The sequence below is a fragment of the Lacisediminihabitans sp. genome (assembly GCF_043726815.1).
In the GTDB taxonomy this organism is placed as follows: domain Bacteria; phylum Actinomycetota; class Actinomycetes; order Actinomycetales; family Microbacteriaceae; genus Lacisediminihabitans.
This window is the reverse complement of record NZ_JAYSJZ010000103.1, coordinates 57,230-80,558: the sequence shown is the minus strand read 5'-3', so window position 1 is coordinate 80,558 and position 23,329 is coordinate 57,230. Positions and strand designations below refer to the sequence as shown.

General features: G+C 66.4%; 21 protein-coding genes. 13 read left to right on the top strand and 8 right to left on the bottom strand.

What is annotated here, in order from left to right; all coding sequences use genetic code 11:
• Positions 1-284 precede the first annotated feature (284 nt).
• Both ACHZD8_RS15495 and ACHZD8_RS15490 read left to right on the top strand, forming a co-directional pair.
• Positions 285-686 carry a hypothetical protein gene (locus ACHZD8_RS15495; protein ID WP_394771328.1) on the top strand — a complete coding sequence of 134 codons (402 nt, stop codon included), beginning with the start codon at positions 285-287 and terminating at the stop codon, positions 684-686.
• A gap of 261 nt (positions 687-947) precedes the next feature.
• Positions 948-1,859, top strand: coding sequence for a nuclease-related domain-containing protein (locus tag ACHZD8_RS15490; protein ID WP_394771327.1), 912 nt, complete (start codon positions 948-950; stop codon positions 1,857-1,859).
• A gap of 314 nt (positions 1,860-2,173) precedes the next feature.
• Here the strand turns inward: ACHZD8_RS15490 and ACHZD8_RS15485 are convergent, their stop codons facing one another.
• A complete protein-coding gene (locus ACHZD8_RS15485) occupies positions 2,174-2,893 on the bottom strand; it encodes a hypothetical protein (protein ID WP_394771326.1) in 720 nt (239 codons plus the stop codon).
• Between the two features lie 44 nt (positions 2,894-2,937).
• The gene (locus ACHZD8_RS15480) at positions 2,938-3,423 is read right to left on the bottom strand and encodes a hypothetical protein (RefSeq protein ID WP_394771325.1); all 486 of its coding nucleotides are present in this window, start codon (positions 3,421-3,423) and stop codon (positions 2,938-2,940) included.
• Between the two features lie 29 nt (positions 3,424-3,452).
• Here ACHZD8_RS15480 and ACHZD8_RS15475 point away from each other — a divergent pair, with 29 nt between their 5' ends.
• Positions 3,453-3,704 (top strand): hypothetical protein, encoded by a 252-nt coding sequence (locus ACHZD8_RS15475; RefSeq protein WP_394771324.1) that lies wholly within the window; start codon positions 3,453-3,455, stop codon positions 3,702-3,704.
• A 76-nt stretch (positions 3,705-3,780) separates the two neighbouring features.
• Here ACHZD8_RS15475 and ACHZD8_RS15470 read toward each other — a convergent pair whose 3' ends face one another.
• The gene (locus ACHZD8_RS15470) at positions 3,781-4,062 is read right to left on the bottom strand and encodes a hypothetical protein (protein ID WP_394771323.1); all 282 of its coding nucleotides are present in this window, start codon (positions 4,060-4,062) and stop codon (positions 3,781-3,783) included.
• A gap of 964 nt (positions 4,063-5,026) precedes the next feature.
• Between ACHZD8_RS15470 and ACHZD8_RS15465 the strand changes: the two genes are divergently transcribed.
• Both ACHZD8_RS15465 and ACHZD8_RS15460 read left to right on the top strand, forming a co-directional pair.
• Entirely contained in the window at positions 5,027-5,911 is an 885-nt protein-coding gene (locus tag ACHZD8_RS15465) for a lipase family alpha/beta hydrolase (RefSeq protein WP_394771322.1), read from the top strand.
• A gap of 167 nt (positions 5,912-6,078) precedes the next feature.
• Positions 6,079-7,980, top strand: a complete 1,902-nt coding sequence (locus ACHZD8_RS15460) for an amino acid transporter (RefSeq protein ID WP_394771321.1) — start codon at positions 6,079-6,081, stop codon at positions 7,978-7,980.
• Positions 7,981-8,104: 124 nt separating this feature from the next.
• Here ACHZD8_RS15460 and ACHZD8_RS15455 read toward each other — a convergent pair whose 3' ends face one another.
• From ACHZD8_RS15455 to ACHZD8_RS15435, 5 genes are all read right to left on the bottom strand, one after another.
• Entirely contained in the window at positions 8,105-8,725 is a 621-nt protein-coding gene (locus ACHZD8_RS15455; RefSeq protein WP_394771320.1) for a GNAT family N-acetyltransferase, read from the bottom strand.
• Positions 8,726-8,853: 128 nt separating this feature from the next.
• On the bottom strand, positions 8,854-9,933 hold the full coding sequence (locus ACHZD8_RS15450; RefSeq protein ID WP_394771319.1) for an acyltransferase family protein: 1,080 nt from the start codon (positions 9,931-9,933) through the stop codon (positions 8,854-8,856).
• Positions 9,934-9,984: 51 nt separating this feature from the next.
• Positions 9,985-10,569 (bottom strand): helix-turn-helix domain-containing protein, encoded by a 585-nt coding sequence (locus ACHZD8_RS15445; RefSeq protein ID WP_394771318.1) that lies wholly within the window; start codon positions 10,567-10,569, stop codon positions 9,985-9,987.
• Positions 10,570-10,675: 106 nt separating this feature from the next.
• Positions 10,676-11,632, bottom strand: coding sequence for an agmatinase (gene speB / locus ACHZD8_RS15440; protein WP_394771317.1), 957 nt, complete (start codon positions 11,630-11,632; stop codon positions 10,676-10,678).
• 54 nt (positions 11,633-11,686) lie between these two features.
• A complete protein-coding gene (locus tag ACHZD8_RS15435) occupies positions 11,687-12,355 on the bottom strand; it encodes a cyclase family protein (RefSeq protein WP_394771316.1) in 669 nt (222 codons plus the stop codon).
• 122 nt (positions 12,356-12,477) lie between these two features.
• On the opposite strand from ACHZD8_RS15435, the gene ACHZD8_RS15430 reads away from it, so the two are divergent.
• The 8 genes from ACHZD8_RS15430 to ACHZD8_RS15395 all read left to right on the top strand — a co-directional run bounded on the left by ACHZD8_RS15430 (position 12,478) and on the right by ACHZD8_RS15395 (position 23,322).
• Complete coding sequence (locus ACHZD8_RS15430) at positions 12,478-14,013, top strand: purine-cytosine permease family protein (RefSeq protein ID WP_394771315.1); 1,536 nt, start codon at positions 12,478-12,480, stop codon at positions 14,011-14,013.
• Positions 14,010-14,408, top strand: a complete 399-nt coding sequence (locus tag ACHZD8_RS15425) for a nuclear transport factor 2 family protein (RefSeq protein ID WP_394771314.1) — start codon at positions 14,010-14,012, stop codon at positions 14,406-14,408. Before ACHZD8_RS15430 ends, ACHZD8_RS15425 begins: the two co-directional genes overlap by 4 nt.
• Positions 14,409-14,615: 207 nt before the next feature.
• Positions 14,616-15,965 carry an alpha/beta hydrolase gene (locus ACHZD8_RS15420; protein ID WP_394771313.1) on the top strand — a complete coding sequence of 450 codons (1,350 nt, stop codon included), beginning with the start codon at positions 14,616-14,618 and terminating at the stop codon, positions 15,963-15,965.
• Positions 15,966-16,174: 209 nt separating this feature from the next.
• Complete coding sequence (locus tag ACHZD8_RS15415; protein WP_394771312.1) at positions 16,175-17,629, top strand: NtaA/DmoA family FMN-dependent monooxygenase; 1,455 nt, start codon at positions 16,175-16,177, stop codon at positions 17,627-17,629.
• 86 nt (positions 17,630-17,715) lie between these two features.
• A complete protein-coding gene (locus tag ACHZD8_RS15410; RefSeq protein WP_394771311.1) occupies positions 17,716-18,852 on the top strand; it encodes an FAD-dependent oxidoreductase in 1,137 nt (378 codons plus the stop codon).
• Positions 18,853-19,000: 148 nt separating this feature from the next.
• Positions 19,001-20,164 (top strand): acyl-CoA dehydrogenase family protein, encoded by a 1,164-nt coding sequence (locus ACHZD8_RS15405; RefSeq protein WP_394771310.1) that lies wholly within the window; start codon positions 19,001-19,003, stop codon positions 20,162-20,164.
• Positions 20,165-20,338: 174 nt separating this feature from the next.
• A complete protein-coding gene (locus tag ACHZD8_RS15400) occupies positions 20,339-21,709 on the top strand; it encodes an alpha/beta hydrolase (RefSeq protein WP_394771309.1) in 1,371 nt (456 codons plus the stop codon).
• 113 nt (positions 21,710-21,822) lie between these two features.
• Positions 21,823-23,322 (top strand): APC family permease, encoded by a 1,500-nt coding sequence (locus tag ACHZD8_RS15395; RefSeq protein ID WP_394771308.1) that lies wholly within the window; start codon positions 21,823-21,825, stop codon positions 23,320-23,322.
• Positions 23,323-23,329 lie beyond the last annotated feature (7 nt).

The following is a 23,329-nucleotide window of genomic DNA, read 5'->3' as shown; positions in this document are numbered from 1 at the left end:
GGGCCATTGCTTCTTGGCGAAAGCCTCTCCAAACCGAATTCCCCGGGATGCGGCCAGCGCTGACTTGAACTCCAAATCGAGCTTCGTTGCGCGAGGCGCGAGAAGCACAGCCTTCCAATAATTGTTAAGAGTTCAATTTGGGCGATCACGCCGTGGAGTCACCGAGGTCTGCGCTTTCGTTCCTCGGCAGTTGCTCACGGCTGATGCTGGTCAGCAACCGTGGAAAGTTTCTCGCCTTTCGACCCTCGATGTGGGGCATTCGAGGCCCGTTCGCAATTGGTACTGTGAGCAAATCGACCGGAGGACAGATGCTCACCCAGCTACAGATCCGCGTGCTGCTCGGCCTGTCCGTCTTCGTATTTTCCCTCACTGGCTGCTCGTCCACGTCTGACATCGAATATGGGAGCGATGCCGCCAACGACCCGCCGGACAGCTACGAACAGTCCGATGAACAGGCCCAGGATGAAGCGGATGCCTACTTGGACCAGCAGCGATCTGAAGACTTCGCCGCGGCCGGGTGGCGTTGTACGTGGGATCCGACGATGAATGACAACTGGCACGACGACTACGTCTGTTCTAACGGCACAAGCTACGACCGTCCGAACCTGCTTCCCGGGGATTCGTTCGTCGAGCGGTGGGAGATCGACGCCGCCGCGGCCGACTACGAAGTGAGTCTGAACCGCTGATCGGGCGCGGATGCTCTCGTCTTCCCGCATTGGACTTATCGGGGTTGGCCAGGCGGCACTCCTTTTCGAAACTGGCGCTCCGTGGCAAGCCTCCGCGGTGCTGAGGGTTGATCGACGGGTCCGGCCCGAGTTCATGCGGTGGGGCATCTCAGCGCAAGCCCCAATGGCACTGCCTCTGCGACACACTTTCGGCCTCGCCCCCGTTATGGGGTTCGTAGCGCGCGGGCGCGAAAGATAGCGTCAAGCAGATGGGAGTTCGACTTGTCTGATCCAGCGGCACGGCCGCCGAAGACCATGCGTCTTCGATACTCCGGCCACTGCGTAGTGTGCGGAATCGAATTGCCTGGCGGCACGATTGCGGTTTACAGCAGCAGTACCAAGAGCGTGACCTGTCTGGTGTGCCAGGCACCAGGATCCTCGGTTGTTCCTCAATCGCAGGGGCTGGATGTGCCAGCGAAGCTCAATGACGTGGAGGACTCACTAGCGGAACTGGTTCTGGAAGAGTCAGAGGTGTTCGTCGGGGTTGCTGGCGGATCGGCTCAGCGCGAGTATGAACGACGCAAGGACAAGCGTGAGTCACTCATTCGCGAGGCTCACCCGCGCATCGGTGGCCTCATCCTCGCTTTGAGCGATGACCCGCAAAGCACAAAGGCGTGGGCCACCGGCGCGCAGGGTGAGGAGCGACTGGGCCGACAACTCGATGCCGTCGTACAGGCGGGTATTCACGTTCTTCACGACCGCCGCATCCCCACCACCAAGGCCAACATCGATCACATTGTTGTCTGCCCTTCGGGCGTCTTCGTCATCGATGCCAAGAAGTACCAGGGGCAACGCCCCAGCCTTCGAATCGACGGCGGTTGGACTCGCCCGCGCACGGAGACATTGATCATCGGATCGCGAAATGGCACAAAGCTAGTCGACGGCGTGCAAGAGCAAGTAGACCTCGTCCGGGCGACGCTCGAAGCCAGCGGCCTCAACGAAGTGCCGGTCGGTGGAATGCTTTGCTTTGTCGAAGCCGATTGGCCCCTTTTCGGCGGCGATTTCACGATTGCCGGGGTGGGTGTGCTGTGGCCAAGGAAAGCAACCAGCCACATTGGGCGGCCCGGCGCCATCGATGCGGTAACGGCGGCTCGGATCCATCACGTCCTCGAATCTTCGTTCCCGCCGGCGTGAGCTCGTCAATTTCGGTTCCGAGTCCGTCACGCTCGCAGAATCTGAATGCTCGGTCCATTGCGCCGCCGGACGCCGTATTCATTGGGATGCTGGCGTCCTGCTGGAATTTTCGGGGTTTCTCGGTGGAACGACTTTTCCACCGTTCGAAATCCGACGCCTCTGATCAGGGCTTTTGTATTCTCCGAATCACCCACAGAGGGGTAGTTCGGGCAATTGCCCGGTACTCGTTCAAAAAATGGGTCGCGACAACTGGTCAACGGTTGTCCGGCCCATTTTTCGTTCCCTAAAGGCCGCGGTCGGCAGGGTTCTCATGATTAGGCGCGGAGCAGTTCGGTGAGAGCGGGATTATCGATCTCGGCCCCCAGCAGCCGAGCGGCCCGCCCCGCAGTCGAATTTCCCAGCGCCTCGGCGTGAAGCAGCGAGCGCACCGAGAATTCCTTCATCCCAGTTCGTGATGCAAGCGACTCCAACGACCTCACCCAGGATTCGGTGTCAGGGTGCCCATGACGCAGGCCGAGCGAGCATTGGGCGTCGAGAATGTGCGCGTCGAGCCAGACGTACGGATCAGCGAGCCGGTTGGACCTGATCCGCGCGTCGGCGAGGATCTCGAATGCGCGCTTCGATTCGCCGGCGGCCTCTGCGGCTAGCGCGAGTCCTCGGGCCGAGATCCCCTCCCAGCAGGGATCTCCGAGCTGACAGGCCCGCGCAAAGGCTTGATCGAGATACCCGGAGGCCTTGGCCGGGTTGGATCTGCCCAGTTCGACTTCGCCGCGCAACGCCTGGGGCCACGGCAGGAACGCTAGCCAGTGACTCCGTTCGCTCAGCTCGAGTGAGAGTTCGAGATAGTGAGCAGCCGCATCGAAGTCGCGCCGGATGAGGTGAACGCGACCATGCATCGACGCGGCGAAAGCTTCCATCCGTACTTCGCCCGCAGCGCGCGCCGCTCGAAGAGCCTCCTCGAGATGGGCGGCGGCTTCGGAGTAGTTGCCGCGGTCGCTCGCGATTGCACCAAGGTACATTCCGGTCTTGGCCACGGTCGCTGGGGCATCCGAACCCGTGCCCAGAGCACGGGCTTCGGTCAGCCACAGCTCCGCCCGGTCATAGCGTGCCCTGAGGAATCGACATACCCGATCTCCGCGCGGGCGTCGGCCGCCAGTCCGAGCTCTCCGGCGGTCATGCTCACCTGTTCGGCGACGTGCAGCGCAGCCACGCCCTCTTCATCCTGGCCTCGCAGGGAGTGGATGTGAGCCTCGCTGAGGGCGAGGCGGGAGGTCACTCTAAGCAGGTCGTGGGAGCCCGCGTCCGCCATCGCCACGCCGGTGCGCAGCGACTGGACGCCGGCCTCGATAGCTCCCGCACGCACCGCCGCCAGGCCCGCTTCGACGGTCGCCGCTACCGAAGCGGCGTCGGTCGGGCCGTCGATACGAATCCTCCGGGCGCGCATGGCCGCCTGAACGGCAGGCCCAGGGGTCACTCCGAGTTCCGCTTGGAACAGCTCGGTGCAGGCAGCGAATTGGCGCTTCGCGGCATCGTCATCCCCGGCGAGGCGATACAGCCTGATCAACAGATCTCGAGGCCTACCGCTCGTTCGGCGTGGGGCAGTGGGGTGTGGAGCAGGTGTTGTTCGACGCCGGCCCCGAGTACTGGACGCATCCTCGCGCGATCGGAGTCGAATTCCGGGAAGAACGGCGTCAGCAGGGGCGGGCGCCCGTGGATGATCCCTGGCGTGCGACAGCCGAGTTCGTCGTCGGGGTCAACGGCCTGGTCAGGCTGGCCTACGACTACCAGTATTGCGAGGACTTCCCGGATCCGCGGGTGCTCACGACCGCTGCCCGGCTGAGCTGACGGCGGAGAAAGGTACCTTCGGATGCGCCGGAAAATCCAGCCTGCGAACGGCGCTACTCGGGCGCCGGGAGAGCCATCACGGCGTCGCGGGAGTGACGGTTGCCTGAAAAGCAACGTTGGGGGCGCACCCCTCGATGGGCGCGAACCCTGAGGCGCGAACAAGGAACGCGGCCGCTTTGTCCCAGAGTTCCCACCGGCCCCATTCCGAATCGGAGGTGATGTCGGGTCCGGCGTGAGCCTCGAAGACCTGCCCGATCCTGCGGATGAAGCCGATCACCCGATGGTCGAGCTCAATTTCGTAGGTCGAGTTGCCGACGAACACCACGATGGTCTGGAGTGTGGTGATCTTGCCGCCCACCCCCATCCCCCGAAGTGGCGTGCTTCCCAGGGCCAGGGAGCCAGGCGCACAAGACAGTAGGAACGGCCACGAACCCTTCCTCGTCTCGCCCTCCGAGCGGGCACGGTCGCCGGCCTGTCCCCTCGCCTCGATCGATCTGCCCCCCCCCGGATCCCGCCCCGACTCCGGGAGGACGTGGCCGATCGCGCCCGGGCTGGTGGTGGGGTCACCCGCGCTACGAGGAGGGACGGGCGCCGCGCGCGATCTGGATTCGCGCTCAGAAGCGGAAGGGTCGACCAGAAAATCGGACACGGGGACTCCCGCCGGGGAAAATCGGCACCCCAACCACCGGAGTAACCGGGGTCTGGGGTGACTCCCGACCAGCATAGGCGCCCCCTTGCGGGGGCGCCTAGGAATTACTCCCCGCGTCAGTGACCACTCCCAGCTGGCCCGGTGAATCTCGATGTGCGGTGCACCCGCACATCAGCACGATGGCCACCGCACAGGAGGCCGCGGCGAAGCACGACTTCACACTCGCTCGAGAACTCAGCACACCCTGAAGGTAGCGAGAAAAGCAGGGGCGGCGTACGGGGGCCGCGGAGATCATCCTTCGGAGTCCTCGGAGCCTCGGCACTCGGCCCGTTGCACATCCGTGCAGCGAGAACGTCGAGCTCAACGGCATCGGCGTCGACCGAGGCGACAGGAATCCCGTCATCGCCCGCCTTCAGTGCATCGAAAAAACGCCGGTGAACCCGCGGCTATTGACTCGTGGTCAACGAATCGCCGCGCCGGCGCGAGGTTCCGGGCGGGGTGTGCACGTTCTCCCAATATCCGCTGTTTCCCAGTGCGCCGTGGCTGTCTTGGTCTCAGCCCCGGGTCCTGGACGACCCGGGAGAGCCTCAGGACGGGGCCCCTCTTTAGGACAATGACGACTGGAGACATGATGCACATCCGCACACCGCGAACTTTGTTCGCGACCGTTGCCGTGGCCACACTCGCGCTCACGTTCGCCGCGAGCCCCGCATTCGCCGACACCACCAACGTGAACCCGCCCGGATCCAATGACTTCTCCTGCAAACCGTCCGCCCTGCACCCGCAGCCGGTGATTCTGGTCCCCGGCACCTACGAGAGCATGGCCAAGAACTGGGCCGTGATGTCACCGATCCTGAAGAAGGCGGGCTATTGCGTCTTCTCGCTGGACTACGGCGCGGAGGACGGCGTGCCGGCCTCCGGGCCGATCGCGGATTCCGCCGCACAGCTCGGCAGTTTCGTGAATGCCGTCCTCGGCGCGACCGGAGCCAGGCAGGTCGACCTGGTCGGCCACAGTCAGGGCGGCATGATGCCGCGCTACTACATCAAGTTCCTCGGCGGCACAAAGACGGTGCATTCTCTGGTCGGCATCGCCCCGTCGAACCACGGCACCACGCTCACGCCAAACCCGCTCAGCTATGTGCCCGGCGTGTCCACCGGCGGGGATGGCGTCCCTTCGACCGCGCCGATCCCCGGCGGCCCCACCACCACGGAGATGTCCGGTTCCGTGGCCTTGGGCGACTTCAACGCGGCGGCCTCCGATCAGAGTGCCGGTTCAGCGTTCCTCAGCAACCTGAACGCCGGCGGCGACATCCAGGGTGACGTGTTCTACACGACGATCGCGACGACCCACGATGAGGTCGTCACCCCGTACACGAGCGAGGGCCTGGCGGGGCCGGCTGATCAGGTGACCAATGTCGTGATTCAGAACTTCTGCGCGCTCGACCCGATCGAGCACGACCAGACGCCCAACGACCCGGTGGTGCAGCAGCTCGTACTCGCTGCCCTGAGTAACGCGACCGGGCCGTTGTCGCCGAGTTTCAGCCCGAACTGCCTGTAGCCCGCAGTCGCCCGGGACGATGAGGGCTTGGGGGTGCACCGACGATCTCGCTCGCGCCGGTGCACCCACATCACCCGGCAATCCTCGTCCCTGCAGCCCGTGCCAGTCGCGGCCGGCATTACTGTGAGCATGTGGACTCTTCGCGGACGAGGCGGTTTCGGACCTGGATGCTCCTGGGCCTTGTCGATCAGAGCGGTGTGCATGTGGGGCCGTATGCGAAAACGGTCGAGAAGACGCATCCGTGGTGGCGGGTGATGTGTTTGACGGGTGTGGACTACTTCTCCACCCTCGGGTACCAGCCGGCAATTGCGGCGCTGGCTGCCGGTCTGCTGTCCCCCATCGCCACGGTCGTGTTGGTCGTGTTGACTCTCGCCGGCGTCCTTCCCGTGTATCGCCGGGTCGCAGAGGAAAGTTCCCACGGATCAGGTTCCATCCACATGCTCGAACGGTTGCTGCCATGGTGGAGCGGCAAACTTTTCGTGTTGGTGCTGCTCGGGTTCGCGGCCACCGATTTCATCATCACCATCACGTTGTCGGCCGCGGATGCCGCGGCGCACGCGGTCGAGAACCCCTTCGTCCCCTCCTGGCTGCACGGGAATGAGCTTCTCGTCACACTTGTGCTCGTCGCGTTGCTCGGGGTCGTGTTCCTGCGGGGTTTCAAGGAAGCAATCGGGATCGCCGTGGTGCTCGTTGTCACCTACCTGGCGTTGAACCTTATCGTGGTCATCGTCGCGGCCGCCCATGTCGCCGGGCATATGGCGGTCATCACCGATTGGTGGGGTGCGCTTACCGCACAACACGGGAATCCGCTGATCATGGTCGGTATCGCGCTGCTCGTCTTCCCCAAGCTCGCCCTGGGCCTATCGGGGTTCGAGACCGGCGTCGCCATGATGCCGCAGGTAACCGGGCGCCCGGATGACACCGAGGAGAACCCGGCGGGTCGCATCCACGGGACAAAGCGTCTGCTGACGACCGCGGCAATCATCATGAGCTGCTTCCTCATTGCCACCAGCACGGTGACCACCCTGCTCATCCCCCAGAAGGCGTTCCAGGCGGGTGGGCCGGCCAACGGTCGCGCCCTCGCCTATCTCGCCCACGAATACCTCGGTCCCGCGTTCGGGACCGTGTATGACATCAGTACGATCTGCATCCTCTGGTTCGCCGGCGCTTCGGCAATGGCAGGCCTGTTGAACCTCGTACCGCGGTACCTCCCGCGCTACGGCATGGCGCCCCAGTGGACCAGGGCGGTCCGTCCGCTCGTGCTCGTCTTCACCGGAATCGCGTTTCTCATCACCATCGTCTTCGACGCCAACGTCGACGCGCAAGGCGGCGCGTACGCCACGGGCGTGCTGGTTCTGATGACGTCCGCCGCCGTCGCCGTCACCCTCTCCGCCCGTCGCAAACGGCAAACGTGGCATGCCATCGGGTTCGCCGCGATCTCCCTCATCCTGCTCTACACGACGGTGGTGAACGTGATCGAACGACCCGACGGGGTTCGCATCGCCGGGTTGTTCATCCTCGGCATCCTGACCGTGTCGATCATCTCCCGCGTGCGCCGCTCGTTCCAACTTCGCGCAACCTCCGTCGTCCTTGACGCGAACGCCCTCGATTTCGTCAGTCAGGATGCTGAAGAGCACGCCGCCATCCGCATCATTTCCCACGAGCCGGACGGCGACAGTGACGACGAATACCAGAAGAAGAGCCGCGCGATGCGCCTCTACGACCACATCCCCGAACGCTCCCCCATCATCTTCCTCGAGGTGCACCCGGCGGACTCCTCCGACTTCGAGGAGGACCTGGTCGTCCATGGCGTCGCCAGACACGGATACCGTGTGCTCGAAGTCGTCAGCGCGAACGTGCCGAACACCATTGCGGCGGTGCTGCTGGAAATCCGAGATCAAACCGGAATTGTGCCCGAAATCTATTTCCAGTGGACGGAGGGCAACCCTCTGTCGAACATGTTCCGGTTCCTGATCGTCGGCGTTGGCGAGGTCGGGCCCGTGACACGCGAAGTGCTGCGCACCACCGAGCGCAATCCCAAACGCCGCCCAGCAGTGCATGTGAGCTGAGCAACGCGCGTTCGGCGGTCGTTCGCAGGGGCCTCGCGCGCGAAGGCGTATCGCGTGACGACAGTCCGTTGACCGGCCGATCCCTCTCCTGCGGTGAGGAGAGTCCCCCGATTCGAGAGCCGACTCACTGACTGGGCCGTGTCGCTGCGTCTCTCCACATCGTGAAGATCGTGGGCCCGTCGCCGGGCAGTTCGAACGAACCAATCACCTCGAATCCGTATCTTCCGTATAACGCTACGTTCGCCGGGTTGCTGGCCTCCAGATAGGCCGGCATCCGAAGCTCGTCGATCCGGCGCAGGTTGGCGGCCAGGAGGGCGAGCCCATATCCGCGCCCGCGGTGCTCGGAGCTCGTGCCCAACAGACTGAGGAAGAAGTGCAGCACCTCTCGAGGGTGGGCCCGCTCGAACAGGTCGAACGCCTCGAGCACGGGAGAGGCATCCGCCCCCAGCATCTCGACGATGGTCGCCTCCAGCGATGCATCCTGCTCGGGCGACAGGTCGGTTCCCTCTGGGGGGATCCAGACCGACGCGGCGGTGTTGTCCCGGCTCAGCCACACCCACGGGTAGCGCAGGGCGCCGTCGACGAACAGCCCCCACAGCCGCCTGTGCTGCTCGGATCTCAGGGCCGGATCCGGAAACGCCCAACTCCACGCCGGGTCGTCGTGGAACGCACTGACAAGAATCTCGACGACGACATCCCGGTCCTGCGAGGTCGCGACACGGGGACCCGTGACTTCTGCCGGCATGCACTGACTCCAACCCTCTGCAACTTCGGCCAGCGTACAACTCAGGCGTCCGGCGCGGGTGGCCAAGTCTTCGGCCCGATCTTTGGCGTCTGACGCGGTCGTCCTGCGGGGCTCGTCGCGCAGGTCATTCACCCGGGCGCCCACCGAGCTCTCAGCGGGGTCTCGACGAATCGCCAGGACAGGTAGGCGACGCCTATCAGCGATGCGAACCAGGCGACGCCCCACCAGCTGTGAATGGGGCTGAGGTGCACGATGGAAGCGAGAACGAAGATGGTGAGCAGGTTCCACAGATAGATGCCGTAGGACAGTTTTCCGACGAGGACCACCGGGGGCCAGGAGAGGATGGCCGCCACCCGGCCCGCCGGGGAGGTGGCCATCCAGAGAACGAGTGCCGCCGAGGCGAGGGCCGCCTGGCCGAAGGCCCCCTTGTCCATGTGGACGAGGGCGTCGCCGGAATACGGCCAGACGAGGGCGACGAGCGCGAGCAGACCGAGCGGCCCGGCAATGCGACCGGCCATGCGCAACGCCCGGCTTCGCGGCCAGCGGACGAGTACGAGGGCCAGGAGCGCGCCCAGAAGGAGGGCGTCGGCGTTGGTGTCTGGGGCGAAGTAGAAGCGGTTGTGGCTCATCCCGTCGGAGATCAGGAACGCCCGCAGGGCCCAGCAGCCCACCACTCCGGCGACGAGAACCGTCACGGCCGCCGCGAAACGGTGCCACCGGGCCAGGAGGATCAGGGACATCGGCCAGACGAGGTAGAAGAGCTCCTCGACTCCGAGCGACCAAGACCATTGGAAGTAGTGGCCGACGCTGCCGTTGCCGAAGAAGGGCTGAATGAGATCCGTGGTGAAGGTGAGACTGCCGATGATGCCGCCCCAATACGAGGCGATCGGTTCCCTCCTGATCGCCAGCCAGAGGCAGGTCGCCGCAATCACGACGATGAGTGCCGGCACCAGGCGCGCGAACCGGCGGCCGTAGAAACGGGCCAGCCGGATGCCGCCGCTCCTGTCGTGCTCCTTGAGCAGGAGGCCCGTGATCAGATAGCCGCTGATCACGAAGAACAGCGTGACCCCGTGGTAGCCGTCGAGGCCGGGAATCCCGGCGTGCTGGGCGACAACGGCGAGGATCGCCACCGCCCGCAGGCCGTCCAGGGCCGGGTTGTAGGCGTGCCCGGCCGGGGACTTCGCTGCCGCGACACTGGGGGTAGACATCCGCCGACGGTAGCCGCGGTACCTGAGGTGCACCTCCGTGTCGAGCAGGTTCTACGAGGAACCGCTCCAGGCCGCCGGAACGATGGTCCAGATGATCTCCGTGACGGCATCCGTGCCGTTGTCCCAGGAATGCGGCTCGCGGCCGGCGAGGGTCATGGTGTCGCCCGTCGCGAGTTCGACGGTGCCGGTGACGAGGCGCACGTGCAGCGAGCCGCTGAGCACGTGCACGATCTCCACATCGCAATTGATCGTGTACAGCTCGAGACCCCCGGTCGCACCCGGTTCGAGTCGGGAGCGGAGCACCTGCACTCGGGATTCTCCGCGGGGCGTCAACAGCCGCTCGATGGCGTTGCTGCCTCCCATGTTGATGAAGGGCGCATCGGCGAGGGCGATCACCTCGTTCTCCGGTGCCTCGAAGAGGCTGCCGAGCGGCAGCGAGAGCACCTGGCAGAGGGTGACGAGGGACGTGACGCTCGGCGAGGTCTCGTCGCGTTCGACCCGGCTGATGAAACCCGTGCTGAGACCGGTCGCCGTCGCGACGTCGGCGATGGTCAGGGACTGCGCCAGGCGGGTGGACCGGAGCTTGGCCCCGATCGCCAGCGGGGTTCCCGAAGGAGTCGGGTGTACGGCTCGCATGCTTGCCTCTTCGTCGGTGCGACCAGGTTCGTTGTGACGGCGAAACGCCGCCCTGCCAGTATCGGCCACCAGCGCGTGACGGGCGTGTAGGCCGTGCCCGCGCCGCTTAGCTGCTCTGCTCCGGTCGTGGAGTCATGGCGGACAGGATCTCGTAGGCCACGTGGGAGGCGGCGACGGCGGTGACCTGAGCGTGGTCGTAGGCCGGGGCGACCTCCACCACATCCGCGCCCACGATGGTGACGGCGGCGAGTGCGCGGATGATGGCCAGCAGCTCCCGGCTGGTGAGGCCGCCGGCCTCCGGTGTGCCCGTGCCCGGGGCATGGGAGGGGTCCAGCACGTCGATGTCGACGGAGACGTAGACCGGACGATCGCCGAGTCGCGCGAGCATCCGTTCGATCACCCGGGCGAGGCCATCCGTTTCGAACTCGTGAGCCGCGATCACCGCGAACCCGAGACGGGCGTCGTCCCTCAGGTCCTGGCGGCTGTACAACGGGCCGCGGATGCCGATGTGCAGGCTCGCGTCGAGGTCGATGAGTCCCTCCTCCGACGCGCGTCGGAACGGGGTGCCGTGGGTGACGGGGGCACCGAAGTAGGTGTCCCAGGTGTCGAGGTGAGCGTCGAAGTGCAGCACGGCGACCGGCCCGGTGCGCCTGGTGACGGCACGGAGCAGCGGCAACGCGATCGTGTGGTCGCCGCCGATCGTGAGGAGTCGGGTGCCGTCCGCCCCGAGCGCGGTCGCGGCCGCCTCGATCTGCTGTACAGCCTCGTCGATGTTGAAGGGGTTGGCGGCGATGTCCCCGGCGTCCACGATCTGCTGTGCGTTGAACGGCTCGACATCCTGAACCGGGTTGTACGGGCGCAGCAGCCGGGACGCCTCGCGCACGTGGGCCGGGCCGAACCGGGCGCCCGGCCGGTAGCTGACCCCGCTGTCGAAGGGCACGCCCACGACGGCGATGTCTGCCCTCGGCACGTCCTCGATGCGGGGAAGCCGAGCGAAGGTGGCGATGCCCGCATACCGCGGGGAGACGCTCGCGTCGGATGGACCGATGAAGGGTGAGGTCATTTCGATGCTTTCGGTCTGGAGGTCTGGAGGTCTGGAGGGCTGGTCGGGCGGACGTCAGGGGGCCAGCTGCAGCGCCACGGCGCGCACCGGTGCTCCATCGGCCGCCTCGAAGGCGAGCGGGAGCAGGGAGATGAACGGGTCAGCGAAACGGATCGACTCGAGGTTGGTCAGGTTCTCGCTGATGACCCCCGCCGCGTCGGCGATGAGGTGATGCACCGGGAATCCCTCGCCCGGGTGATCGTCATCCGGGGTCTCGTCGATGTTGAGCGCATCGATGCCGAAGGTGCGGATGCCCCGCGAGATCAGCTGCGCGCACGCCCCGGCATCGAGGAACGGGTTCTCGAAGTACCGTGGTGTTCCATAGTGAGCGCTCCACCCGGTGTGCAGCAGCACGATGGTGCCCGGAAGGAGCGACTGCTCGACGGATTCGAAATAGTCCCAGGTGATGCGCCCCCGCCGGCCGGCCGCTCGCGCGTCGACGACGACACCGGTGCCGACGAATCGCTCGAGCGGCAGTTCGTCGAGCTTCGCGGCGGAGTCGTCGAAGTGGAAGGGGGCGTCGACGTGGGTGCCGGTCTGGGATCCCATGCTCACCGACATCAGATTGAACCCGTCCCGCGCGATCGTGCTGTGGGGCTCGAATCGCGGCGTCGGATCCCCGGGGTAGGTCTGGGTGTCCTCATTGACCACAACCGAGAGGTCCACGATGGCTTGTATCCTCATGGTCAACAACTATTGCATGACAGTCACTATTTGCACTAGTGTCTTGCAGATCCGACGTGGGTGAGCCACGTCCGACCGAGAGCGAATCAATGTCACACAACAGAGCTGTTGCTGATGAACCCGTGACCGTCAACGCACGGCCGAAGGTCACCGAGATCGAGGTCCACGGGGTCGACACCATTCCGGACGCCGACCGCACCTCGAACTGGCTGGACCTGCTGCGCATCCAATTCGGCGGAGCAAACACGTTCGCCACGGTGCTGCTCGGCACCTTTCCGATCGTGCTCGGACTCTCGTTCTGGCAAGCGGTGCTCGCCACGATCTCGGGAGTTCTGATCGGCACGATCTTCCTCATGCCGATGGGCCTGTTCGGCCCGAAGACCGGTACCAACAATGCGGTCTCCAGCGCCGCCTTCTTCGGGGTGCGCGGGCGCATTGTGGGATCCTTCCTCTCGCTCCTCACCGCCATCGCGTTCTATTCGATCTCGGTCTGGGTGAGCGGCGACGCGCTGGTGGGGGCACTCACCAGACTCGGCGGCATCCCGGACTCCCTCGGCCTGCGAACTCTCGTCTACGGCGTGATCGGCGTGATCGTGATCGTCGTGGTGGTCTTCGGCTTCCAGTTCATGCTCCTCGTGAACAAGACCGCGGTGATCGCCAACACGATCCTGATCCTGTTGGCCATCGTCGCCTTCAGCGGCACCTTCGACGCCTCGTACGATCCGGGACCGAAGGGCTTCGCGCTCGGAGGGTTCTGGGCCACGTTCGTCGCCGCCGCCCTCATCGTGGCCTCGAATCCCATCTCCTTCGGCGCATTCCTCGGCGACTGGGCGCGGTACATCCCGCGCAACACGCCAGCACGCAAGCTCCTGGCCGCGACCCTGTTCGGGCAGCTGCTCACGCTGATCCCGTTCCTCTTCGGCGTGGCCACCGCCACGATCGTCGCGGGCAAGAGCGACTACGTGGTGGCCCTGATCCAGGCCTCACCGATCTGGTACGCGGTGCTGCTCATGGTCGTCGCCTTCATCGGCGGCCTCTCCACCGGCACCACCTCGCTCTACGGCACCGGCCTCGACTTCTCCTCGGTGTTCCCCAAGTTCAGCCGGGTGCAGGCCACCATCGGCATCGGGGTCGTGGCGTTCCTGTTCATCCTCACCGGGCGGATCTTCTTCGACCTGCTCGGCGCCGTGAACGCCTTCGTCGGCGCCATCATCGTGACGACGACACCGTGGATGGTGATCATGGCGATCGGCTACATCGTGCGTCGCGGGAGCTTCCGCCCGCGCGACCTGCAGGTGTTCAACCGCGGCGAGATCGGCGGAACCTACTGGTTCCGCAACGGTGTCAACTGGCGCGGGATGGTCGCGTGGCTCGGCGCCGCGGCCCTCGGCCTGCTCTTCGCGAACTACCCGCCGATCATCATCGGACCGTTCATCAACGTCGGCGGCGGCATCGACCTGAGCCTGGCGGTGGCCGTGGTGGCGGGAGCCGTGCTGTACCTCGGCGCGCTCTGGCTGTTCCCCGAGCCGCGGTACGTGTTCGGCGAGGAGGGACCGCGCGGCGTGCCGAGCAGACCGGGCGAGCCTCGGCCGATCGAGACCGACCACTCCTCCACTGCCGCCAGGGTCGCGGCCCGTCGAGCCGGCGCCACCTCGTGACCGGGACCGGCGCGGCGACCGAGGCGAGTGCCCTCGCCGCCGCGGACCGCATCATCGACGACTTCGGCAATCACCGCCGCGACGCCTACTTTGCGGGCTTCTCCCCCGACGCGACATTCCTGTTTCACAACGTCGACCACCGGCTCGAGTCCCGCGCGGCCTACGAGCGGCTCTGGTCGGAGTGGGAGGACGAGGGGTTCCGGGTTCACCGGTGCCTCTCGAAGAATCGTCGCGTGCAGGTCTACGGCGACGTGGCGGTATTCAGCCACGACGTCGAGACCGAGGCGGAGCTCGGGGGCGTCACGGAGGTCACCCACGAGCGCGAGACGATCGTGCTCGCGCAGACCGCCGGCCGCTGGCTGGGCGTGCATGAACACCTGTCGGCGATGGACTGATCTGAACTGATCGCACCGCGACAGCGCCGGGTGCCTGCGGCCCGTTTACTGCAGACGTTGCGGTCGGCAGCGCATAATTGTCACCGGCGCTCAGGCCCGTGGGACTGGCGCCCGCCATCTCCGTCCACGGAGTTGACGGCATCCGCCGGGAGCTGCTGACCGAACCGACCGGCAGCGTCCCACTTGTCACGGGAAGGCGGCACCACGTTGAGTTCGATCCTTGCGCTCAACATCGTCGACGGCACGGTGATCATCATCTGCAGTGCCCTGAGCGCGGCCGCTCTGGGTTATCTCCTGGTCCGTCGCGCCTCCCCGGGGCGGGAGAACGCGCGCCGGGCGGTGCGGCGTCCTGGCCGACGCTGGGCGATGACCGTGCTCGCCGGGGCCGGCGCGGGTGCGGTGCTGGCCGTTGTGATCCTGGTCCTGTGCGAGGTGGTCTTCAACGTCTTCGGTCTGCCGCTGGACCCCGACACTCGTGCCTGGGTGATTGGTGCATTCGCGGCCGTCGGCGTCGCGGTCGTTAATCTGTGGAATTCGCGATGGTGGCGCAAGGCAATTGCCGCGGTTGCGATTCTGCTCTTCGCGGCCACCGCTACTCTCGGCATCAACGCCGGATACGGGCTCAACCTCACCCTCGGCTCACTGCTCAACCTCAATACCGGGCAGGCCTTGGCGGTCCCTCGCCCGGTGAACTCCCCGACCTCGAGCCCGTCGACGCCCCCTCAGCCGCTGTGGCAGACCTGGAAGCCACCGGCGGGAATGCCGGCGAGTGGACAACTGGGCACCGTGAAGATCCCCAACACGGCATCAGGCTTCGCGGCACGGCCCGCCTATCTGTACCTGCCCCCCGCCGCTCTCGTGCCCAACCCGCCTGCCCTGCCGGTCCTCGTCATGATGATGGGACAGCCGGGCGGCCCCGAAAGCAGCGCACTCTTCGTGCCTACCCTCAACGCGATGGCAGCCGCGAACAGGGGCCTCGGACCGATCGTGCTCACGATCGACCAGATCGGCAGTCCGACGAAGAATCCTTTGTGCATCGATTCCCCGGCGGGCAGAGTGCACACCTACGTGATGACCGACGTCGTCAATTTCATCCGCACGAACCTGCACGTCGCAACCGGGCGGCAGTACTGGGCAGTGGGCGGCTACTCGAACGGCGGTGAGTGCGCCCTGTCCTTCGGGGCGAAACACCCGGACGTCTTCGGATCGATTCTGGACATCTCCGGTGAGATCGGGCCGTCGTTAGGGTCTCCAAGTGCGACGCTCAGGCTTGGTTTCGGCGGAAACAAGGCGGCATATGACGCCGAGCAACCACTCAACATCATGAAGGCCACCCACTACACCGATATGCTCGCGATCTTCACGAGCGGCTCGAAGGACACCGTCTACACACCCCAGGGGGCTGCGGCCGAGGCTGCGGCCAAGGCCGCGGGTATGACCACGGCGCGATTCATCGGACCGGGCGTCGGACACCGGGCGGACGCCATTCTGTTCGGCCTCCCCAAGGGGCTTCCCCTTCTCTACCGGCGATGGGATCTCGAGGCACCGGCACCGTGAAACCCACGGATGGCCGTGACGGCGGCGATCACTTGCTCCTCGAGGGGCGGCCGGAGCAGGCGGCTGCCCGGCCGTTCGCGGGTGCGTCGGTCCTTGAGACCCAATGATGGGATGGCAGTCGTGTCCAGCCCTGTTGCGAAGTGAGTCGGTGGTTTACCGAATGTGACCACCGGCGAGCGGCGCGACCGTCCGGTGCCTACGGTCGGAGGATGAGTCAGGCTGACAGCAGAGGAAATGCTCCGGTTCGTCGCGGAACCATGGTCATCGGTGCCACGGTGCGCACCCTCGGGGCCTGGCCATCCGGCTGGCGGTATCCGGGGGCGCACCGGGACCCGGCGGGCGACCCCCGCGTGCTCCGCTCCCTCGCGCTGACCGCCGAGGCCGCCGGGCTCCACTTCCTCTACTTCGGCGACTGGCTCGCGACCGGGCCGGAATTCGAACAGACGGATCCGTACCTGCTCGCACGCATCGAGCCGCTGGCGGCCATCAGCTACCTCTCCGCGGTCACCGATCGGATCGGACTGATCGCGACAGTGAGTTCGGCCCATTCCGAGCCGTATTCGACGGCCCGCGCATCGGCATCGATCGACGTGCTCAGCCACGGGCGCGCCGGTCTTTCCATCTCCAGCGGAGCGGAGCCGCGCTCGGCGGCGAACTTCGGCTGGACGAGTGTGCATCCGGACGAGGACCGCATCGAGGCGGCCGGCGAGTTCATCGAGATCCTCCGCGGACTCTGGGACAGCTGGGACGACGACGCGTTCATCGCGGACGCCGCAACGGGCCGCCTGATCGGCCACGGGGCCGTGCGCCCTCTCGGCTACGTCGGGCGGCACTTCTCCTCAGCCGGCCCGCTGAACGTGGTGAGACCGCCGCAGGGGCATCCGATCGTCTCGGTGGTCGGCAATGCGCCGGGCGCACGCGCCCTCGCCGCGCGGCAGGCCGACATCTCCTTCCTCGCGCCGAACTCGCTGGCGGAGGCGATCGACTCCTATCGGGCCACGAAGGAGCAGGCGCGGGATCTCGGGCGCGACCCGGATCAGTTCCTGCTGGTCACGCCGATCCTCCCCATCGTCGCTGCGACGCGGGAGGAGGCCTGGAGGGTCTACGACGACCTGGTGGACCTGGTGCCGGTGGAGACGGCCGCCGGAGTGGATGCGGGAGTTGCCCTCCCCTCGAACCGCACGATCCGCCGTCTGTCCAGCTTGCTCGGGGTGTCCCTCAACGGGGTGATCATCGACGAGGCCGTTCCTCTCACGACCGCCGCGCGGTTCAGCCCGCTCGGCGCCGGGGTCGTCGCTCTGGTGACCTCGCGCTCCGGCCGCACGGTCGGAGGGTATCGCCCGGTGACCTACCGGCACCTGCTCGTGGCTCACGCCGTGAGTGCTCCGGTGCTCGTCGGCTCGGGAACCGACGTCGCCGACTATCTGGAGGCCTGGTTTCTCGCCTCGGCGACAGACGGGTTCACCATCCTCTCCCCCTTCCTCGGTGGGCAGTTCGAGGCCTTCACCGCCCTCGTCATCCCCGAGCTCAAGCGCCGTGGCGTCTTTCCCGAGAACTATGCTGGGGCGACCCTCCGGGAAATCCTCGGCCTGCCCCGTCCCGCCAACACCCTGGGGCTGGCCACGTTCGGGGACTCGCGCTCACGGGTGCTCCGCGACCGCTAGGTACTCGAACCACGAGAAAGGCCACGATGTCCCCCGTCTCCCCCAGCACCGCCGTCGCGGCACTCACCGGACGGCAGGCCTAAGGGATGCCGTACTCCGCGGATGTCGTGGTCGTCGGCGGCGGCGCCATGGGCTCTGCCGCCGCCCGGGCGCTGGCCCGCCGTGGCCGGCAGGTCACGCTGCTCGAGCGCTTCGAGCCCGGTCACGTGAACGGAGCCTCGCACGGGGCATCCCGCAACTTCAACGTGTCCTACGCGGATCCGACCTATGTCGCCATGCTCGCCGAGGCCCTCCCCGCGTGGCGAGAGCTCGAGCAGGAGACCGGCCACGGGCTGCTCGATCTCGTCGGAATCGTCAACCACGGCGCGAATCCGGCCTTCGCCGAGGTGAAACGGGCGCTCGACGGCGCCGGAATCCCCGCCGAGTTCTTGCCGCCCGCGGAGGCCGGGCGACGCTGGCCGGGAATCCGCTTCGACCGTGAGGTGCTCTATAACCGCGAGGCCGGACGGCTCCATGCCGATCGGGCGGTCGCCGCGCTCCAGAGATCCGCCGTCGATCACGGTGCCGAGGTGGTGCATGGCCGCCGGGTGCTCGGCCTCGAGGTGCTGGGTGACGACGAGGTGCGTCTCCGGGTGGAGAACACCGCCAGCGGTGCGGTGGAGACCATCGTCGCCCGCCGCGTCGTCATCACGGTCGGTGCCTGGACCACGAAGCTGCTCACCGGCATCGTTCCCCTCCCGCGGCTTGTGGTCACCCAGGAGCAGCCGGCCCACTTCCGCGTGCTGGACGACACCGTCGCCTGGCCGGGGTTCAACCACGCTCCGGACACCGATGACGCCGACTACGGCTTCTGGCCCTCTCCGGTCTACGGCATGTTCACTCCCGGACAGGGCGTGAAGGCCGGATGGCACGGGGTCGGTCCACGAACGGATCCGGATTCCCGCACCTTCTCGCCGGAGCCGGTGCAGCTCGCCGAACTGCAGCGCTACGCGCGCGAGTGGCTCCCCGGGGTCGATCCGCAGGACTTCGTGCCGATCAGCTGCACCTACACGACGAGCCCCGACTCGAACTTCGTGCTGGATGCCGTCGGCCCGGTCATTGTCGGCGCCGGGTTCTCCGGCCACGGGTTCAAGTTCACGCCGACGGTCGGCCGGATCCTCGCCGATCTTGCGGATGGTGTCTCTTCGGCGCCCCGGGCCTTCGCCCTCGACGCCCGGCGCTGATTCCCCCGATCCTGGTCGATCGCCCCACCCGCGCCGGACTGGTCGTCGCGACCTGCTGGGCTTTTCAGTTAATGGTTGCTAACCTTGCATCACAGTTAACACTTCCTAACTGAAGTCCCACGAGAGACACATTCACGAGAGGTCGACGATGACCGAAGGCCTGACGACGGGGAATCTTCCCGACGAGTACCAGCAACTGATCGATAGCGTCGCGGACTTCGCGAGAACCGTGGTCGCGCCCGTCTCGGCGCAGCACGACGAGGAGCACAGCTTCCCGTATGAGGTTGTCGCCGGAATGGCCGAGATGGGGCTGTTCGGGCTGCCCTTCCCCGAGGAGTTCGGCGGGATGGATGGTGACTACTTCGCGCTGTGCCTCGCGCTCGAGGAACTCGCCAAGGTCGACCAGAGCGTAGCGATCACCCTCGAGGCCGGAGTGTCGCTCGGCGCCATGCCCATCTTCCGATTCGGCACCGACGAGCAGAAGGAAGAGTGGCTTCCTCAGCTCACCAGCGGCGAGGCCCTCGCGGCCTTCGGCCTCACCGAGCCAGATGCGGGGAGCGACGCCGGTGGCACGCGGACCCGCGCGGAGCTCGAGGGCGGCGACTGGGTGATCAACGGCAACAAGCAGTTCATCACCAACTCGGGAACCACGATCTCGAAGCTCGTGACCGTCACGGCCGTCACCGGCGTCGACGCGCGGGGCAAGAAGGAGATCTCGACGCTTCTCGTGCCGACATCGACCCCGGGATTCACGGCCGAGCCGGCGTACAACAAGCTGGGCTGGAACGCGTCAGACACGCATCCGCTCAGCTTCGTCGACGCGAGAGTGCCCGAGGCCAACCTGCTCGGCGAACGTGGCCGCGGCTATGCCAACTTCCTGCAGGTGCTCGACGAGGGACGAATCGCCATCGCCGCGCTGAGCGTGGGGGCCGCGCAGGGCTGCGTGGACGAGAGCGTGAGATATGCGAAGCAACGCGAGGCGTTCGGTCGCCCCATCGGGGCCAACCAGGGCATCGCCTTCAAGATTGCGAGGATGGAGGCGCGTGCGCACGTCGCCAGAACCGCCTACTACGACGCGGCCGCGCTCATGCTCGCCGGCAAGCCCTTCAAGAAGCAAGCGTCGATCGCCAAGCTCGTCGGCTCGGAGGCCGCGATGGACAACGCGCGGGACGCCACCCAGATCCATGGCGGCTACGGCTTCATGAACGACTACCTCGTGGCCCGGCACTATCGGGACAGCAAGATCCTCGAGATCGGCGAGGGCACCACCGAGGTGCAGCTCATGCTCATCGCGCGGGATCTGGGGCTGTAAGGCACGCAGTCAGGCCCAGCTCGGGCGGTCGGTGCCGTCAAGCGGCCCACGTGCATATCGGGGGCAGCCGCTGAGAAAATACTGTGCGGACGCGGGTCAATTCTCGCGCGCTCGCCTCGGGGACGGATAATTCAACCCGAATCTCCAGGGCCGAACGAAGGACAATTCTCTCGAATGGGGTCGTTTCTCGACATCAACATCATCGACGGACCAGTCGTCCTCGGCTTCGTCGTGGCGAGCCTGCTCGCCCTGGCGTATCTGGTGTTTCGCCGGGTGTCGCGGGCGATTCCCCTCGGGCAGAGGGTTCCCCGGGCCCACCCGGTGCGTCGCTGGGCCATCATCGTGGCCATCGGGGCGTCCGGTGGCGCGGCGGTCGGGGTGCTCGTGCTCGTGCTCACCGAGGTCGTCTTCAACGTCTTCGGACTGCCGCTCGACCCGGACACGCGTGCGTGGGTGGTCTGCGCATTCGCTGGGATAGGTGTCGCCGTCGTGAACCTCGGCAGGGGCCGATGGTGGCGGAAGGTGATCGCGGCCGCCTCGATCGCCCTGTTCGTGGTGACGGCCGCCGTGGGAATCAACGCGGGCTACGGGCTCAACCCGACTCTCGCATCCCTGCTCGGGGTGCAGACGGCTCCCGCCCTCGCGGTGCCCAGGCCGGTACCTACGCCGCGGGCATCCGCGACCCCCGGTCCGCCGAAACCCCTCTGGCAGATCTGGCACGCGCCGGCCGACATGCCCGCCGTGGGCAAGATGGGCACGGTGGTGATCCCGGCCACCGCCTCCGGATTCGCCGCCCGTCCGGCCTACCTCTACCTTCCGCCCGCGGCCCTCGTCGCCAATCCCCCGCCGCTGCCCGTCCTCATCCTGATGATGGGCCAACCCGGCGGCCCGGACAGCAGCACCCGTTATCTCCCGACCCTCAACCAGTTCGCCGCCGCCCACCGCGGACTCGGCCCGATCGTACTCACCGTCGACCAGATCGGCAGCCCCACCAAGAATCCGTTGTGTATCGATTCTCCGGCGGGAAGGGTGCACACCTATGTCATGACCGACGTGGTGGACTACGTGCGCTCGACCCTCCATGTGGCGACCGGTCGAGTGAATTGGGCTGTCGGCGGCTACTCCAACGGGGGCGAGTGCGCGCTCTCGTTCGGGGCAAAGCATCCCGACGTCTTCGGATCGATCGTCGACATCTCCGGCGAGATCGGTCCGTCGCTCGGCAGTGTGGCCACGACGATCCGCCTGGGCTTCGGCGGCGATGCGGCGGCCTACACCGCGGAACAGCCGCTCACCATCATGAAGGCGAACCGCTACACCGACACTCTTGCGGTGTTCACCGACGGGTCGGCCGACTCCTACTACGGGCCCGAGGGCGCGACGGCCGAGGCGGCGGCGAAGGCCGCCGGGATGACGACCGCGCGATTCGTCGGACAGGGGGTCGGCCACCGGTCGGACGCCATCGTCTACGGCCTGCCGATGGCGTTGCCGCTGCTCTACCCGCGGTGGGGGCTCGAACCGGTGGCGATCGCGCATCAGACCCAGTGAATGCTGGGCCTTCTGCCCACACCCGACTCCTTTCTGAGAGCCCTCACAGGCTTGCCCGTTGGGGGCCGAACGTCCTCGTCATGGCGCATTCCGACTGCTAGCGTCTCTTCTCGATGGATCTCAATCCCGACGACGTGACGGAGAAACACATGACGAACAATGGCCCGACCCAGGTGACCGAACCGGAGCACACCCTTCTGGCCGACGGGGTTTCCGCTGCGGGCTCGATAGTGATGGCAGTCGCGGGCAGCGCTCCGGCATACTCGATCGCAGCCACCGCCGCCGCCCTCGTCGCGGCCGCCGGGCTCGCCAGCCCGGCTGCGCTGCTCTGGTGCGGGCTGCCGATGCTCGGCATCGCCTGGGCGTTCGCCTATCTGGGCAGGGCGGACGTGCACGCCGGCGCGGCGTATTCGTGGGTGGGCCGCGCGTTGCATCCGATTCTCGGCTTTCTCTCCGGCTGGGCGGTCGTGGTGTCCGCGACGATCTTCATGGTCGCCGGTGCCCTGCCCGCCGGCGCGGCGACCGTCTCCCTGTTCAGCCCGGAGAGCACGGGCAACGTTCCCCTGGTGACCGGGGTCGGCGCGATCTGGTTCCTGATCATGGCCGCGTGTGTGCTGGTCGGGGTTCGGATCACGGCCAGGGCGCAGTGGATCATGTCCACGGTCGAGGTGGCGATTCTTGCGATCTTCGCCGTGGTCGCGATCGTTCACGCCGCAACGGGCTCACACGCCGGTCCGTCCTTTTCCTGGAGCTGGCTCGGGTTCAGCCACTTTCAGGGCACGGGGGCGTTCGTGGCGGCTGCCCTGATCGCCGCGTTCTACTACTGGGGCTGGGACGTGAGTTCCAACCTGGGCGAGGAAACCAAGAACGGACACAAGAGTTCGGGGGTCGGCGGCATCGTCGGCGTGATCATCGTCTTCCTGCTCTTCGAGGTCTTCACGGTGGCGATCCTCGAGGTGCTACCGGCGAAGACGATCCAGGCGAACAGCGGCAACGTGCTCGGCGTGCTGGGGGACGAAATCTGGCCGGGCATCGGGGGCAAGCTGCTCATCCTCGCCGTGATGCTCTCGACAATCGCGACCCTGGAGACGACGCTCATCCAGGTCACCCGCACCCTGTTCGCCATGGGACGCGACCACACGATCCCTAAGGCATTCGGTCGCTCCCACAAGAAGTGGCGCACACCGGCGTTCGCCACCGTCGTGGTCACGGGGGTGTCGGTCGTGCTGTTCATCGGCTCGAACTTCCTGGGCAGTGTCGGCACGATTCTCAGCGACGCCATCAGCTCCATCGGGCTTCAGATCGCCTTCTACTATGCGCTGGCCGGAATCGCGGTTGTCGTCGCCTACCGCAATGTGATCTTCAAGTCGGTGAAGAACTTCATCTTCATCGGACTGTGGCCCGCCATCGGCGCCATCTTCATGACCTGGATCTTCGCGGTGTCGATCCCTTCGTTGCCCACGATCGTCATTGTCATCGGTCTCGGCGCTCTCGCCCTGGGCGTCGTGCCCATCATCGTGTTCTGGCGCAAGGGCAGCAGGTACTTCAGCCGACGGCCCCTCGAGCTGCCAGACGAGCTGACGGGCAGCATTCCCGTGGTGGAGGGCGACTAGTCCCGGT